Genomic DNA, 15,455 nt, shown 5'->3' with positions numbered 1-15,455 from the left:
ATGTATACGGTTTTTTTTTTTTGTTAATCCTTTGAATGCGCATTCCCAGCCCATCTTTTTTTGGGCACCTAAAAAAGGATGGGCTATTTGAAGAGGGGTTTTAGAATTATACATTCCGAACCCCATCGCCAGCAGGGAATATCTTTCAACCCCTTAAAGTAATCCAACGCATACCATCCTTTTTTCCATCAATATATTATTAATTGAACAATCTGATATTAACGAGCAGGTAGCGTCGGCGTAATATCGTGTTCATTCTGATTCTGACCATGGACTGAGTGGGAGGAACTCCCTTTCAGCTGGGCTAACGCATTTTTTTTGCTTCTGGAAGTCAGCAGCATCAAATAACTCATGACACCAAAAAAGCAAGCGATGAACAAGGCGTGTGATAATGCGATATAGAGGTTTTGCCTTGAGAAAATGATGAATGCTCCGGCGATGACTTGCAGAAAAACAAGAATGAATGCAGCAATCCATCCGCCGTAAATCACTTTTTGGATTTTGTAATGTTTATGGGCAATATAGGTCACATATGATACCCAAAGGAATATCGTGCCAGCCATTGCTCGGTGCCCCATTTGAATCCATTCGTATAAATTGGCGGGTAGCGCGGGGCTGTCATTTATACATAAAGGCCAATCCTTACAGATTAAGCTGGATTCTGTATGCCTTACAAGGGCCCCGGTATACACGACAATTAAACTGAAAATCAATACGCCGATGATATGGAATTTCATTCGTTTATCAACGATGAGTTTTTCGGCTTCGAACTTCTTGTCCACTTCGAAAATCAACAGCGTCAATAAAAAGACGGCTGCGAAGGAAATGAGTGATATGCCAAAATGGAGGGCAAGAACAAAATCGGATTGTGACCAAAGGACGGCAGCGGCTCCGATCAACCCTTGTAGTAACAGGAAGCCAAAAGAAAGCACGGATAAAAATCGCGCTTCCCGAATATGCCCAATTTTCCGCCAAGACATATACGATAATAATAAAACCAAGAAACCTCCAGCACCTGAAACGAGGCGATGGGAAAGCTCAATGACCAATTCAAGCGTGATTTTGTCAGGTATCAGTTGACCATTGCACAATGGCCAGGACCTGCCGCATCCCATTCCGGAATCCGTCTTGGTGACTAGAGCACCACCTAGTAAGATGAATAGCATTACAATCGTAGTTAAAACAGCAAACCATTTAAGAGACGATTTCACTAGTAGTCCCACCTTTTTCTCTGTAGCCAAGTTATTTTGTTCCTCAAGATAAATAATAGCATATATTATTTCACAAATATTTGTCGAACTTCCTCGATATTACACAAAATAGAATGTTTTTACAAGTTCCGATAAAGTTTGGGACCATGAATTAAAATGCCCGAAACAGTTGAAAGTTACATAAGACTTTGATAGAAATAAAAGGAGTGTAAACCTTCAAGTAAGTGCAAACTAGAGTTTAGCCTAGGGGATGATGAGAATGACATACGTTTCAAGTAGTGATGGAAGATTTGGTAGCTGCTTACGATTGCAGTGAAAAATATTGAGACACAAATTGGTCAAAAAATATCCAAAAAATATTCACAAAAGCTTCCAAAAATGTGTTTTAATATATTGAAGAAATGATTTTACTAAATTTTACTGTTTTTAAGCATGATATAAAGAATAATAGCTCTCGGTGCATTCCATTGACAACAGTCATTGGTAAATAATTTACTTTTTGTTTTACGCTTCCTTGGTTACAAATATCGAAAAGTATGAAATAATGTTCTATAGCATATGTAAGTATTTTTTTATACATTTGCGTCTGTGCTGAATGATTTAAAGGAGGAAAACAAATGTCAGAAACAAGGGGTTTGTCAGAAGCTGTCATGAAGGACAGTAAAGCCGCCCTTCAATCGGATATACCGGAAACAACAGCTTGGAAGGATTTTCTCGCACTTATTAAAGTGGGGATTGTCAATTCTAATATAATTACAGCTTTTACCGGTGTATGGTTAGCCCTGCATTTTTCGGGCCTTAGCTTTTTAAGTAATCTTGATGTAGTGTTTTATACACTTGCAGGTTCGGCGCTCATCATGGCGGGATCATGCAGCTTCAATAATTATTATGATCGTGATATAGATCACTTAATGGAAAGAACGAAAAACCGGCCAACGGTAACCGGAAAAGTTCAGCCTTCGAAAGTATTGGCGTTAAGCTTCGGCTTAATTGCAGCAGGGTTGATTTTACTTGCTTTGACCAATATGACAACGGCCTTGCTTGGTGCATTTGGCGTCTTCGCCTATGTTGTTTTATATACGATGGTTTTTAAACGTAGATTCGTTTCGAATACGATTATAGGCAGCATATCCGGAGCGGTACCTCCACTTATTGGCTGGGCTGCCGTTGATCCGAATCTAGATACGATTGCCTGGGTTTTGTTTGCGATCATGTTCTTATGGCAGCCGCCACATTTTTATGCACTTGCAATGAGGCGTGTCGAAGAGTACCGGGCAGCGGGTGTTCCGATGCTTCCTGTCGTAAAAGGGTTCAAGGCTACGAAACGATCGATTATGTTATGGATCATCTGTTTAATGTTCATTCCGTTCTTCTTGATCCCGTTAGGAATTCCATTAGTCATTCTGGCAGCTTTATTAAGTACAGGCTGGCTTGTTTTGGGAATTAACGGGTATAGGAAGAAAGATGATGTTAAATGGGCAACATCCATGTTTGTATATTCTTTAAATTATATGACCATTTTATTTGTAGCGATGGTTATTGTCACACTCATTTAATTTTGTTAATTGAAGCTGCAGCCTGTTTGTTTTACACAGGCTGCAGCTTATCCATAAATAATGCACTGACCGCCATACATACATAGTAAAGGGTAGTTCTTCAGCAGGGTCATTCATAAGAGCGGTTACATGAACCATCGGAAAAAAATCCTTAGATTAGGGATTCTTTCTTTTTAGAAATTGACATAGAGGGAATATTCGCAATTGCGCCCATTTTTAATTTTGTGAGAAAATTTTGACGAAAGAGGGGTTTCTGAAGCTATGAAAAAAAGGCTGCATAAATGGCGCCTGATTGCTCTGCTGGGTATTGTAGGACTTGTCCTTTCGGGCTGCGGCGAACCATTTGTATCCGCACTGAAGCCAGCTGGCGATGTTGCGCAATCTCAGTTCGACCTACTGATATTGAGTACACTGATCATGGTATTGGTTATAATTGTTGTGATTATTTTGTTCGTTGTAGTTATACTGCGCTTCCGTAGGAAGAAAGGCGACGAAACAATACCGAAACAAATTGAAGGAAGTCATAAACTTGAAATTATCTGGACTGTTATCCCTATCCTCCTTTTAATTGTTTTGGCTGTACCGACCGTCGTCACGACCTTCGACCTGGCTGACACAAAGGCGATGGATAAGAAAGATAAGGATGGGAAAACGAAGGATGCTCTTGTGGTGAATGTTAGGGCAAACCTTTATTGGTGGGAGTTTGAGTACCCAGACCTTGGTGTTGTAACAAGTCAGGATTTGGTTGTGCCAACCGATCAAAAAGTCTATTTCAATCTAACTGCTTCAGATGTTAAGCATTCATTCTGGATACCGGCTGCCGGAGGAAAGATGGATACGAATACAGATGGCGTCAATAAGTTTTACTTAGAGTTCGATAGCGAAAAGGCAGAAGATTCGAACAATATCTTTTATGGGAAATGCGCTGAGCTTTGCGGTCCTTCCCACGCCTTGATGGATTTTAAGGTCGTTCCGAAATCGAAAAGTGACTTTGAAGCATGGGCAAAAGATATGAAATCCGTAAAAGAGCCTGTTGTGGAGGGTGATGTTGCCAAGCAGGGAGAAGCTGTGTTCAACAAAAGCTGTATCGGTTGTCATGCAGTGACTCCAAATGATAGCAGACCTGAAGCTGCCCGTCAGGCACCAAATCTCGCTACGTTCGGTGAACGTCAAAGAATAGCGGGCGTTTTGGATCACACCGAAGCAAATGTGAAGAATTGGATCAAAGACCCTGAGAAGTATAAACCGGGCAATACGATGACCGGTACTTACGGCGAACTTTCAGATTCAGATATTGATGCGCTGACAGCTTATCTTTTACAGCTTAAGGTGGAAGAAAAATAGAAGTTTGATTAAGGAGGTTAAATCGTGAGTACGTACGCTAATAAAAAAGGATTTGGCGCTACGATTTGGGATTATTTGACGACGGTGGATCATAAGAAAATCGCCATTTTATATCTTATCTCTGGCGGGTTATTCTTTGTAATCGGCGGTTTGGAAGCGATGTTTATCCGTATCCAGCTTGCAATCCCAAATAATGACTTCGTAAGTGCCGGTTTTTATAATGAAATTTTGACCATGCACGGTACAACCATGATATTTCTGGCGGCGATGCCATTGGTATTCGCTCTTATGAATGCGGTCGTACCGTTACAGATAGGGGCTCGTGATGTTGCGTTCCCATTTTTGAACTCATTAGGTTTTTGGTTATTTTTCTTCGGAGGAGTATTTTTGAACCTATCTTGGTTTTTAGGGGGGGCTCCTGATGCTGGCTGGACGTCGTATGCATCACTCTCCCTGCATTCTGCAGGCCATGGCATAGATTTTTATGTCCTCGGACTACAAATATCAGGTTTTGGATCACTAATGGCAGGGATCAATTTCCTTGTAACGATCATAAATATGCGAGCGCCAGGCATGACATATATGCGGATGCCGCTGTTTACCTGGTCAACTTTCGTTGTTTCTGCATTGATATTATTCGCTTTTCCTCCGCTTACAGTAGGATTGGTGTTAATGATGTTCGATCGGATGTTTGGCGCGAATTTCTTCGACGTGGCAGCAGGGGGGAACACCATTATTTGGGAGCATTTATTCTGGATATTCGGTCATCCTGAAGTGTATATCTTGATTCTCCCTGCCTTTGGGATATTCTCGGAAATCTTTGCTACATTCTCCAGAAAAAGATTGTTCGGTTACTCTTCGATGGTATTTGCAACCGTTTTAATCGGTTTCTTAGGCTTCATGGTATGGGCTCACCATATGTTCACCACTGGTTTGGGACCTATCGCAAATGCGATTTTTGCTGTCGCTACCATGGCTATCGCGGTACCGACAGGAATTAAGATATTCAACTGGATCTTTACGATGTGGGGAGGAAGCGTCAAGTTCACGGTACCAATGCTTTATGCAGTTGCCTTTATTCCTACTTTCACAATGGGTGGCGTGACAGGTATCATGCTCGCATCAGCGCCAGCTGATTATCAATACCATGATAGCTATTTCGTCGTTGCCCATTTCCACTATGTAATTGTCGGTGGGGTTGTATTGGGGTTACTTGCAGGAATCAATTTCTATTGGCCGAAAATGTTTGGAACGTTATTAAATGAGAAACTGGGACAAATCACATTTTGGACGTTCCTGATCGGTTTCCATTTAACATTCTTCATTCAACATTTCCTAGGCTTGATGGGTATGCCTCGTCGCGTATTCACGTTCTTGGATAATCAAGGTCTCAATACAGGTAATATGATCAGTACTGTCGGGGCCTTCTTGATGGCATTTGGTGTTTTGGTCATGGTGATCAATATCATCATCACATCTGTGAAAAATGAAAAAGTCGGCAATGACCCATGGGGAGATGGCCGGACGCTTGAATGGTCCATTCCATCACCGCCGCCGTTTTATAATTTCAAACAGCTGCCGCTTGTTCGCGGTTTAGACGCTTACTGGGTTGAAAAGATGGAAGGCAAGAAGGAAATGACTCCTGCAGAACCTCTAGGAGATATCCATATGCCGAATTCATCCTTTCTTCCGGTGATGATTGCTTTCGGTTTATTCGTAGCTGCATTTGGCGCTTTGTATCATATGGATGACAAGTCTTGGACACTGCCCATTATCATCGTCGGGCTTTTGATTACATTCGGTTCAATGTTAATTCGTTCCGTTAAAGATGATCATGGATTTCATATCCATAAAGAAGACTTGATGGACGATTCTGACAAGGGAGGTAAGGCATAATGCACGCAGATGAAAAATTCACGGATGCCACTTGGCCTGCCTCTCCCGAGAAAGCAACCCTGGAAGGGAAAAATAAGTATTTGGGATTTTGGTTGTTTCTTGGTGGAGAGACGGTCTTATTCGCCTCACTGTTTGCCACATATCTTGCCTTAAAGGATAAAGTGCCGAATGGTGAAGCAGCCTTGGCAAAAGATTTATTCGAATTGCCACTTACTTTTGTAGCGACGATGCTGTTATTGACCAGTTCATTAACAAGCGTATATGCGATGTACCATATGAAAAACAACCATTTCAAACAAATGCAGGCCTGGCTTGTCATCACGATTGCCCTTGGCTTCGCCTTTTTAGGGCTTGAGATTTATGAATTTAATCACTATGTTCATGAGTTTCATCATACATTTACAAGCAGTGCATTCGGCTCAGCTTTTTATACGTTGGTCGGATTTCACGGGGGGCACGTTGCCTTTGGCTTGTTGTGGTTCATATCCCTAATGGTTCGAAATGCAAGAAGGGGCCTGAACTTGTACAATGCCCCTAAGTTTTATATTGCTAGTCTTTATTGGCATTTCATTGACGTAGTCTGGGTGTTTATCTTTACAGTCGTATACTTAATGGGAATGGTGGGATAACTGATGGCGAATGAACAATCAAACTCAGCGAACCCGAATGTCGATTTAAAATATCGCCGCAAGAAAAATGCTGAAGAGATGAAGCATCAAGTAGTAACTTTTGTATTAATGATTTTCTTCACAGTAATTTCCTTTGTTGCAGTGGCGATGGATGATTTTTCACATTGGTTCATCAAGCCGGTCATATTACTGCTCGCGGTTATACAGGTGGTTTTCCAATTGTATTACTTCATGCATATGAAGCACAAAGGTCATGGAACAATCACCTTGTTCCTGTTCTCTGGACTTGCAGTAGGATTAATAACCATACTCACTTTTTTGACGATCGTTTGGTTATAAAAAAATAAAGGAAATCGGCTATTGGAAGATAGCCGGTTTTTCTTTATGTGATGATTATCCGGAATATGTATCCAAGTTTATCTATATTTGTTACTAAGTTTCATTTTAGGTATAATGAAAGCAAGGAAAAAGTTAATGAACGAGGTGATTTTTTGTCTATTGATATTTTCGGTTTTCGGGCTTTATGGAGTCCATACTATTTTGCCGCCCTCGTCCTTATAACCGTAGGCTATTTTTGGCTGGTGACAAAAAAAAGAGACAAGTTTTCGGGAAGTACAACCCTTACCGGTAAACAGACATCTTATTTTTTAATTGCCATGTTTCTTCTGTATGTGGTGAAAGGTTCGCCGCTAGACTTGTTGAGCCATATCATGTTCAGCGCCCATATGTTTCAGATGGCGTTGCTCTATCTAGTGATTCCCCCTTTATTCATCATTGCCATTCCAGATTGGCTTTGGAGAACTTTCATCAATTCAAGGGGAGTGCATGGTTTATTTCACTTCTTCACTAGACCTCTTTTTGCCCTTTTACTATTCAATGTTCTGTTTTCCTTATATCATATTCCGTTAGTGTTCGACTTCATTAAAACGGGAATGTGGATACACGCGGGGTATACAGTGCTGTTATTTTCTACAGCCATTCTAATGTGGTTCCCGCTTGTCAATCAACTGGCAGAACACGAAAGCCTATCCGGTGTGAAAAAAGTGGCTTATATTTTCGGGAGTGGCATTTTAATGACCCCAGCTTGTGCTTTGATCATTTTTGCTAATGCGCCGCTGTATGATACGTTTACGAACGCGGAATCTTGGGCGAGCGCGATGGAGCTTTGCGTACCTGCTTCAGCATTGTCCAACTTAACGCTTAGTGGTCCGGAAATGTTCAATGGATTGCCCTTGCTTGAGGATCAACAGCTTGGTGGGGTGCTGATGAAGGTGATTCAAGAAATCGTGTTAGGCTATGTTTTAGGGGTCATTTTCTTTGCTTGGTTCAAAAAGGAGAATGGCGGGCAAAACGATATCGATCCGATCCCTGCGGATTTTCAGACTGTCAAATAGATTCGTCATAAAAAACTTGTCTAGCGGCAGACAAGTTTTTTATGATGTTTGTCTGTCCAGATTTCCCGAAACGACGACAAGGGGATGAACGGGCAATGATTCAAACCAAATAGCCAGTGATTTGTCTTGGCTTTTCTGTAAAAGTGAGCATTCTGTTAATAATGCTTGATTTTATTGAATTTTATGATTGCCTCTTATAAAATGATAGGTGATTAATAAATATAGAGAGGAATACTATTCTTATGTCTTTACCAATCCTTCCAACGATAAGTACAGCCTTCATTGTATTAAGTGCGATCACTGTTGCAATAGGCTGGTATCAAATTAAGCAACGTAAAATCGAGACTCATAAAAAAACGATGATGGTAGCCGCGGTTTTTGCGGTAATCTTTTTCACTATCTATCTTTCTAGAACGGTGTTTATCGGCAGTACGTCATTTGGGGGACCAGATGATATTAAAATTTATTATACGATTTTTTTGATTTTTCATATCACGCTAGCCACGACTGGAGCTGTTTTGGGAATCATCATGCTTACCACTGGATTTAAAGGAAATTTTGCCATCCATAAAAAAATCGGACCTACGACAAGTATCATTTGGTTTTTCACTGGAATCACTGGGGTGGCCGTTTACATCCTGCTTTATGTCATTTATCATGGCGGAGAGACAACCTCTTTAATAAAGGCGATCCTCGGATTTTGATAGATGAATTAGCCTTATGCAAAAATGAATTGTACCTCATAGGATAGACTTTTCGAAAGAGTCTATCCTATGGGGTACTTTTGTTTTTTTATAGGAAAAATACTGGGAGCAAAACGAAGCTGGGATTTGAAGATTTGTAAATGACCGTTTTATTGCACTGTAGACGATCCCTTATCTAGAGGGCGGTTCGTGTGCCTCCTCGGCTTTCAGCCTGCGCGGTCTCAAGTAGACGCGCATTTCCAGCAGGAGTGTCGCACACCCGCTTCAATCCACTTTGCGTAAACATGAAGATGGAAACTCGCGAGTAACGATCCGAAATGGTGAGAGAAAGCAGTAATTGTATGAGCAACCTGGGCTGAATTCGAGAGGAACACAAGAAATAGACGAGAAACGGCCCCAAATTTCGTGTGAAAAATCGCGATTTTTATGAGAAACTGTCTCAAATTCGATGCAAAGCCTAAATTCGCGAGTAACTGTACCTTGGATTGTTTCATTCCACTGCAGGGCATTAGGCTTTCCGGACGCGGTGCGTGAACCCGGAGTGTCGCACACCCGCTCCATTCCACTCTGCATTCATACGAAGTGGGAGATTTGGACTTAGACCCTTTCACTGTGCGTGAAAGAAGGTAGCACTCCGTTTGTCAGCTTCTAGGGGGGGGACCCTGATTGTTTCGCTCCGATGGTTAGTATTAAAATGATTGTAGACAAAGAGGGTTCAAGGACATTACATACTCATTAAGGCTAAAAGCTTAAATGTCGACCAAAGATGCCCTATTCCATACAAAATGACTCATTCGCTTTTAGTGAGGCCATTTATCGATTAGAATCAACGATACGACTATGCCAATCCTCTGTCTCAAAAGTTGGTGAAGAAAATGAAAGTGGAGTAATTCATGTTACGCGGGATCATCTTCAAAAAAATCCATTTATCGGGTATTTTAAAGATGTAAGATACGAAGTGTAAATCGATGGCTATGGAACCCCAAAAAGATGCCGCCTGCAACATGCATGCAGTCAGCATCTCCTTCAAGTTGCCTGGCTTCTTAAAAGCATCAGGCTTTAGTATTGAGTGATCATTTAGTGATGAGAGCTAATTTTAAAGGCCGTTGAATTGTGTAAGTTCCTCTTTGACCTGTGCGAGGATCTTTTCGCTTTGTTTAACTAAAGAAGCAGGGAAATCTTCTCCTTCGCCATATTCAACCCCATGTGGGTAATAGTGTTTCCCTAGTAGTGGAGTCATTAGTTTGATGACGGCCCTGTGGGCGCCTACGTCGCCTTCTGTAGCATAGCCAAGTATTCGTAAGTAAAAGATGCCTTCTTTCAATTCGAATTTACGGTCGTAACTGACTCTTTCATAATCCCATTGTTCTGCACGAATTAAACCATATTGCGGCATTAGGTCATCTAATCGGTTTAGGTCGGCTGTGATATTTTCGATTTCGAAGCGTTCAAATTTCACGAGTAGTACCTCCTATGTTCAATATTAGAGAATGAAAATGACATACCGGGAAAATATTATGTGTAAGAATATATTAAAAATATCCAAGTATGATTATAATATACCATTTTATCCTATATTTTATAATAGTATGAAATGGTGGAAGTTGCAATCAACTAAAACCACCGTATTTCAATCATTCACAAAAGTACCACTATTGTATAAATTTAATGATGGGGCATCCTATCGTAAATTAGAAAATTATGATTGAACAATGATATAATCAAGTAAGTAAGAAGGTTATTGCATTGGATACATAAAATAGATAGAGAGAGGGTGTGTTCCTCTGCGTAGATTAGGTAAGGTATTGGTGTTAATCATTATTTTTTTCGTTATCGGTATTTATCTTAATATCGGCAATGAAGAAGAAGGGAACCCTCTTATTGATGGTAACAAAGGTGTTAACCCCAATGAACATATAAATGAAAAGATCAATTCCTCCGAAAAAGGAGGCGCGCCTAGAGCGACGGAAGGCCTGGCCGTAACGATTGGGAAAAATGCAAAAGAGATAGAAAAGGAATTCGGTGAGCCTGACCGAATCGATATGTCCGCCTATGGATATGAATGGTGGATTTATAATAAGGACTATCGCAATTATTTTCAATTAGCCGTTGAAGATGAAAAAGTGGTTTCTGCATATGGAATCGGTGACAAGGTTAATGTCGCTCCATTTAAAATCGGGCAATCCCTTGATGCTATCTATTCCAGCTTATATGTGGAACCTACTGTTGATATTAAGGAAGGTGACAGCTCCTATCGTTTTGAATTGTCTGAGGAAGATATGAACATGAGGCCATTGATTGAACTCGGGAACATTCATGTTCAACTGTATTTGGACAAATTCACAGGAACGATTTCAAGCATCCGATTTTTGAATGATTCCGCCCTTTTGAAGCAACAGCCTTATGAGTTGACTTATCATGGTAAACTTCCTCCAAGGGCTGAAGATCTTTCTCAAGAGGATTTGGAGAAGGTCGAGGATGGAAATGAGCAGCAGATTTTTGATATTACGAATATCTTGCGCCGTAGATTCGATTTGAAGCCTCTGGAATGGGACGGCCCTGCAGCGGAGGTTGCTTATCTTCATAGCCGGGAAATGACGGACACGCCAGAAGGGACGCATGTTTCGGAAGCGAAAGGGGACTTGGAAAAACGGCTTGATGCAGGTCATGTCAAATACAGGGCAGCAGGAGAAAATATTGCTGCGCATTATGTGGACGCTGCAGCGGTGACGGAAGGCTGGCTTAATAGTAAAGGCCATCGTGATGCGATGCTGAACGAGGAATTTACCGGGCTTGGTGTTGGGGTTTATAACAAGTATTACACCCAGAATTTCATAAAAAAATAATAAAACGGATCCGATGTGGGTCCGTTTTTCATTTGCTTGCTTCTTTCATTTTCAAGATGAAAAAATTCCCTGTGGAGACAGCGCAAAGTTCCCCATCATCACGGTGGACCTTGCCCTCGATGATGATTGTCTTACTTCCTTTATGGATTAATTCGCACGTGCATGTCAATAAATCACCAATGGCTGGTTTAACATATCTGACCTGAATATCCGTTGTTACCGTGGCATAGCCGGTTGGAACGGTTGAGCTTGCTAGCGTGCCCATCGCGGTATCTATCAAGGTGGCAATCATTCCTCCATGGGTAATGTTCAATTCATTATGTACGAGAGGTGTGTTTGGCATGGTCATTGTAATTGTCGTTTCTTCGGTATTTACATTCTTGTGTAATTGAAGGAGGCTGGAAATATAGGAATATTTACTTTGATCCTTTCTTGCCTTTAATCCTGAAATCAATCCGGATAAAATCGATAGCTCTGTTGTATCCGCTAATTCCGCCAGTTCTTGAAAATCCTTAATCAAATCACTTATATCCGACATGAAATTCCTCCTTTATTGCTAATATTATACTATAAAGAAAGCCAATTGCCTTTAAAAAGGATGGATGCACTTTTTATATCCCTGGAGCATATGGTGAAATAGGCGATGTCTAAGTGTGAGGTGAGAGTAATGGCAAAAAAAAAGCGCCCCTCCGTGGATGGATTTCGGGAGTTTGTCAAAGAGCATCCTTATTTAGTGAATGAAGTGAGAAATAAACAAGCAACATGGCAGGAACTTTTTGAGGAATGGTATTTACTCGGTGAAGATCATCCACGCTGGCAGGTTCAAGGCAGTATGAATGATTCATTAGTGAACACTGAATCTCCATCACAGCCTGCGGAAAAGGGAGAAAGTACGGAATTGATCGGTTCGATAATGAGTGCAGTCAAAAATATGGATATGGGGCAGATTCAACAATATATTACGAATGCCAATCAGGCCATCGGAGCCATTCAAGGAGTTTTATCTGCTTTTCAGGGGAATAAACCAAGTGATTCAAGTCCTCCCTCAAAAGAAAAAGAGCAGAGATCCAATCCTTTTTTATTCACTAAAGATTAAGGAGGGCCTTTCATGCGTCAAAATATATATGAATTCATTCAATCAAATGAAGATATGCGAAATTATTTAAGAGTTCAACCTGCTTGGTACAAAAGGTTAATGCGTAATCCACATGAAGTGGATGTATTTGAAACCGAGGCGAAATATTATTTTGAGAAGTCGATTCCCCATCGTGTTTCTAAATTTTCGGAAAGCGTTCAAGTAGCCTCAATGATGCTTCATATGTTTCAAGCGATGAACGCTCCGGGTGAATGAAGAAAAAAAGAGTAAATTACTCCTTTTGGCGAACAATAAAGGCAAAAGGGGGACGATGGTATGAGAAAATTGATTTTGGGTCTAGCAGTGTTGATGGCAGTGGCGGGTTGTGGCAAGAAAATACCCGAACCTGAAAATTCAAAAGTGGCTATCCAAGGTGTATCTACCCTAAAAGCTGCCACCACTGTATCGAGCGAACGAATGTCTGATGAGGATTTTCGAGTGAAAACGTTTGTGAAAGGCAACTCTGTTTACGTTGAGTGTTACTTGAAAAACTATAGTTTTTCAAACGTAAATCCTGGAAAAATGGCAACGGTGTCTGTGTTTATTGATAATCATAAGAAAGTCGATATGAAAACAGCTGCATTTATTTTAAAAGAAGTCCCGAATGGGCTGCATAAAATTAAGCTGGAGATTTTGAATGGTTCTGGGGAGAAAACAGGCTTGCAAAAAGAGTTTGAGGTACATATCACTTCTTCGATTTAATGAAACCATTAGCATCTGAAAGGGAGTAATGGTAAAATGAAGGTGGAGGTGAGCTTGTTAATGCTTGCTACTATGGAAATCATCGACATTTTGCAACAGGCTGATGGATTGGCTGAAATGATCCTTCATTCTGAAATAGGGGAAGAATATCTCCTTAGTTTATATACATTACGGAACGACAAAGAGGCACAGCAAAAAATCTCGAAGTTCAATTCATTAAAGGATCTATTTGAAGATGTTCAAAGGTTCGGTAAATATCATCCGGATTATAAGCGCATCAATTTAGAAACTAGAGAAGCTAAACGAGATATGGATATGCATCCTGCCGTTGCCGATTTCAAAAGGGCGGAGACCGAGCTGCAATCCGTTCTTGATGAAATAAGCGGAAGATTAGGCCGTGCGGTTTCGGAACAGGTCAAAACCCCAGCCGGAAACCCATTTTTTGTATCTTCTGGCGGATGTTCAACAGGAAGTTGTGGCACTGGCGGAAGCTGTGGGTGCTCTGCCTGAATAGTCGATTCCTTAAGTTGACTTAGGGCCAATGCATTCAAGCCATCGGAATTCGTTAGTTCACGGAATTCGATGGCTTTTCCGTGTACGGAGCCTTATAGCACCCTTCATCATCCATACTATCCGAAGCGGTCAACTGCGAAAAAGGATACAGTCCGGACAAAGGTTTCCGCAGCAAAACATCTTTTTCTGCGGAACAAAAAAACGATGGCGGAATACATATACATCATCTTCCTGCCTCACGAAAATGGTTTCACAATGGAGCTGCTTGCCGCGCATCGAATGGCTTGCCGCTTTTTTTATGATTAAAAAAAGCAATCCTTCATCGGTTTTCAGTGAGTGATAATGGATATATATAAATGGGATGCCGGTGAACTTTTTTACCGACACTTCGGTAATTTCATCATTATCCAAAAGGTGATCGATAAATTGATGCCAAATATGATCTAAATCCATCTTTTTGTGAGCTCCTTTCCAGTATGTATATTCATAATAGTAAGAGAATTTCGTTTATAATCTTTTTTCTTTGTTGAAAGTAAAGATTCTGCTATGCTACACTTAGTTAAAACCTTTATAAAAGGGAGTTATTAATATGCTTGGAGCGAGACAAGGAATCATCGTCTATTTACATACATTAAAACAAGCTAAAATGCTAAGGAAATTTGGAAATATCCATTATGTTTCGAAAAAATTGAAATATGTGGTCCTTTATACGAATATGGACGAAGTGGAACCGCTAGTGGCAAAGCTGAATAATTATTCGTTCGTAAAAAAAGTGGACCTTTCTTATAAGCCGTTTTTGAAGGTGGAATTTGAAAACTCAAAACCCGATAAGGCAAAGGAATACGATTATAAGATGGGAATTTGAAAAAAAACTGACTCAGCACGAGTCAGTTTTTTTTTTTAGCCCAATGGCGGAAGGTACCTATTCATTCGCAATATGCCGATTAAGTGTTGGTAGTAAAGCTCGGTTTCAGCAAAAAGCACCGAGGGTTTCACATCGATTTCAATGATTGGTTTATCCAGTTCTTCGGCCAGGTTCTCAAAAAGCTCGTAGCGTTTGTTTTTGTTGATATGAGGGTTTGGTATACCTTCCCGGCAAATGTACAGCGGTTGGAATTTACCTGGATCGGTAGGTTGCATTACGATAACCACGGAAGTTACCTTTTTATCATTTATGGTTGTATGCAGCGCCAAAAGCCTGATGACTCGATGTTTCTGATTACGACCTACCTCAAGCAGTTCGTATATATCAGAAAGACCTTGTCCAAGTTCAATAAAACGTTGAATCAATTAAACCTCTCCTAACTAACTTATTATTCATTACTTTATCATTTTCCCCCATAAAAGAGAAGGACAACTTCATGGTTGAATCATGACAAGAGATGATTGGTTTAAGCGGTACATAAAAAAAAGCCCTGCAAAATGTTTGCAGGGTCCTTCTATGTCTAACTTATGGACCAGAAGGCAAAGGGAGAGGAGAAACCGGAGGAAGAACTTATGGGGAAACGTAAGCCTTCTCCGCGGT

General features: G+C 40.7%; 18 protein-coding genes. 13 read left to right on the top strand and 5 right to left on the bottom strand.

Annotation, left to right across the window (positions count from 1 at the left end; translation table 11 throughout):
* Positions 1-218 precede the first annotated feature (218 nt).
* On the bottom strand, positions 219-1,211 hold the full coding sequence (locus ASU00_RS19210; RefSeq protein ID WP_057915082.1) for a COX15/CtaA family protein: 993 nt from the start codon (positions 1,209-1,211) through the stop codon (positions 219-221).
* Positions 1,212-1,828: 617 nt separating this feature from the next.
* Here ASU00_RS19210 and cyoE point away from each other — a divergent pair.
* The 7 genes from cyoE (at position 1,829) to ASU00_RS19175 (ending at position 8,734) form a co-directional block, all read left to right on the top strand.
* Positions 1,829-2,767, top strand: coding sequence for a heme o synthase (gene cyoE, locus ASU00_RS19205; RefSeq protein ID WP_057915081.1), 939 nt, complete (start codon positions 1,829-1,831; stop codon positions 2,765-2,767).
* 261 nt (positions 2,768-3,028) lie between these two features.
* On the top strand, positions 3,029-4,111 hold the full coding sequence (coxB, locus tag ASU00_RS19200; RefSeq protein WP_057915080.1) for a cytochrome c oxidase subunit II: 1,083 nt from the start codon (positions 3,029-3,031) through the stop codon (positions 4,109-4,111).
* Positions 4,112-4,135: 24 nt separating this feature from the next.
* Complete coding sequence (gene ctaD / locus ASU00_RS19195) at positions 4,136-6,007, top strand: cytochrome c oxidase subunit I (RefSeq protein WP_057915079.1); 1,872 nt, start codon at positions 4,136-4,138, stop codon at positions 6,005-6,007.
* A complete protein-coding gene (locus ASU00_RS19190) occupies positions 6,007-6,636 on the top strand; it encodes a cytochrome (ubi)quinol oxidase subunit III (protein ID WP_057915078.1) in 630 nt (209 codons plus the stop codon). Before ctaD ends, ASU00_RS19190 begins: the two co-directional genes overlap by 1 nt.
* Positions 6,637-6,639: 3 nt before the next feature.
* Positions 6,640-6,975: a cytochrome c oxidase subunit IVB gene (gene ctaF, locus ASU00_RS19185; protein WP_057915077.1), complete on the top strand. Its 336-nt coding sequence runs from the start codon at positions 6,640-6,642 to the stop codon at positions 6,973-6,975.
* A 152-nt stretch (positions 6,976-7,127) separates the two neighbouring features.
* On the top strand, positions 7,128-8,030 hold the full coding sequence (ctaG, locus tag ASU00_RS19180; protein WP_057915123.1) for a cytochrome c oxidase assembly factor CtaG: 903 nt from the start codon (positions 7,128-7,130) through the stop codon (positions 8,028-8,030).
* Between the two features lie 242 nt (positions 8,031-8,272).
* Positions 8,273-8,734, top strand: coding sequence for a DUF420 domain-containing protein (locus tag ASU00_RS19175; RefSeq protein ID WP_053345207.1), 462 nt, complete (start codon positions 8,273-8,275; stop codon positions 8,732-8,734).
* A gap of 1,096 nt (positions 8,735-9,830) precedes the next feature.
* On the opposite strand, the gene ASU00_RS19170 is transcribed toward ASU00_RS19175, so the two are convergent.
* The gene (locus ASU00_RS19170) at positions 9,831-10,193 is read right to left on the bottom strand and encodes a YugN family protein (protein WP_057915076.1); all 363 of its coding nucleotides are present in this window, start codon (positions 10,191-10,193) and stop codon (positions 9,831-9,833) included.
* A gap of 349 nt (positions 10,194-10,542) precedes the next feature.
* Between ASU00_RS19170 and ASU00_RS19165 the strand changes: the two genes are divergently transcribed.
* A complete protein-coding gene (locus ASU00_RS19165) occupies positions 10,543-11,580 on the top strand; it encodes a CAP domain-containing protein (RefSeq protein WP_082630481.1) in 1,038 nt (345 codons plus the stop codon).
* A gap of 28 nt (positions 11,581-11,608) precedes the next feature.
* Here the strand turns inward: ASU00_RS19165 and ASU00_RS19160 are convergent, their stop codons facing one another.
* Positions 11,609-12,118, bottom strand: a complete 510-nt coding sequence (locus tag ASU00_RS19160; protein WP_057915075.1) for a PaaI family thioesterase — start codon at positions 12,116-12,118, stop codon at positions 11,609-11,611.
* Between the two features lie 129 nt (positions 12,119-12,247).
* On the opposite strand from ASU00_RS19160, the gene ASU00_RS19155 reads away from it, so the two are divergent.
* The 4 genes from ASU00_RS19155 to ASU00_RS19140 are packed head-to-tail and all read left to right on the top strand — an operon-like array spanning position 12,248 to position 13,927.
* Positions 12,248-12,676, top strand: coding sequence for a YlbD family protein (locus ASU00_RS19155; RefSeq protein ID WP_057915074.1), 429 nt, complete (start codon positions 12,248-12,250; stop codon positions 12,674-12,676).
* A gap of 12 nt (positions 12,677-12,688) precedes the next feature.
* Complete coding sequence (locus ASU00_RS19150) at positions 12,689-12,931, top strand: YlbE-like family protein (protein WP_057915073.1); 243 nt, start codon at positions 12,689-12,691, stop codon at positions 12,929-12,931.
* 60 nt (positions 12,932-12,991) lie between these two features.
* Positions 12,992-13,417 (top strand): hypothetical protein, encoded by a 426-nt coding sequence (locus ASU00_RS19145; RefSeq protein ID WP_057915072.1) that lies wholly within the window; start codon positions 12,992-12,994, stop codon positions 13,415-13,417.
* 60 nt (positions 13,418-13,477) lie between these two features.
* Positions 13,478-13,927, top strand: coding sequence for a YlbF/YmcA family competence regulator (locus tag ASU00_RS19140; RefSeq protein ID WP_057915121.1), 450 nt, complete (start codon positions 13,478-13,480; stop codon positions 13,925-13,927).
* A gap of 132 nt (positions 13,928-14,059) precedes the next feature.
* Here ASU00_RS19140 and ASU00_RS19135 read toward each other — a convergent pair whose 3' ends face one another.
* Positions 14,060-14,383 carry a hypothetical protein gene (locus ASU00_RS19135; protein WP_057915071.1) on the bottom strand — a complete coding sequence of 108 codons (324 nt, stop codon included), beginning with the start codon at positions 14,381-14,383 and terminating at the stop codon, positions 14,060-14,062.
* A gap of 136 nt (positions 14,384-14,519) precedes the next feature.
* Between ASU00_RS19135 and ASU00_RS19130 the strand changes: the two genes are divergently transcribed.
* Positions 14,520-14,795 carry a YlbG family protein gene (locus ASU00_RS19130; protein WP_057915070.1) on the top strand — a complete coding sequence of 92 codons (276 nt, stop codon included), beginning with the start codon at positions 14,520-14,522 and terminating at the stop codon, positions 14,793-14,795.
* Positions 14,796-14,830: 35 nt separating this feature from the next.
* On the opposite strand, the gene ASU00_RS19125 is transcribed toward ASU00_RS19130, so the two are convergent.
* Complete coding sequence (locus tag ASU00_RS19125; RefSeq protein WP_057915069.1) at positions 14,831-15,220, bottom strand: DUF7147 family protein; 390 nt, start codon at positions 15,218-15,220, stop codon at positions 14,831-14,833.
* Positions 15,221-15,455 lie beyond the last annotated feature (235 nt).

Source organism: Peribacillus muralis (genome assembly GCF_001439925.1).
GTDB lineage: Bacteria > Bacillota > Bacilli > Bacillales > DSM-1321 > Peribacillus > Peribacillus muralis.
The sequence above is the reverse complement of the archived record's forward strand: the minus strand, read 5'-3'. Positions and strand labels throughout refer to the sequence as shown.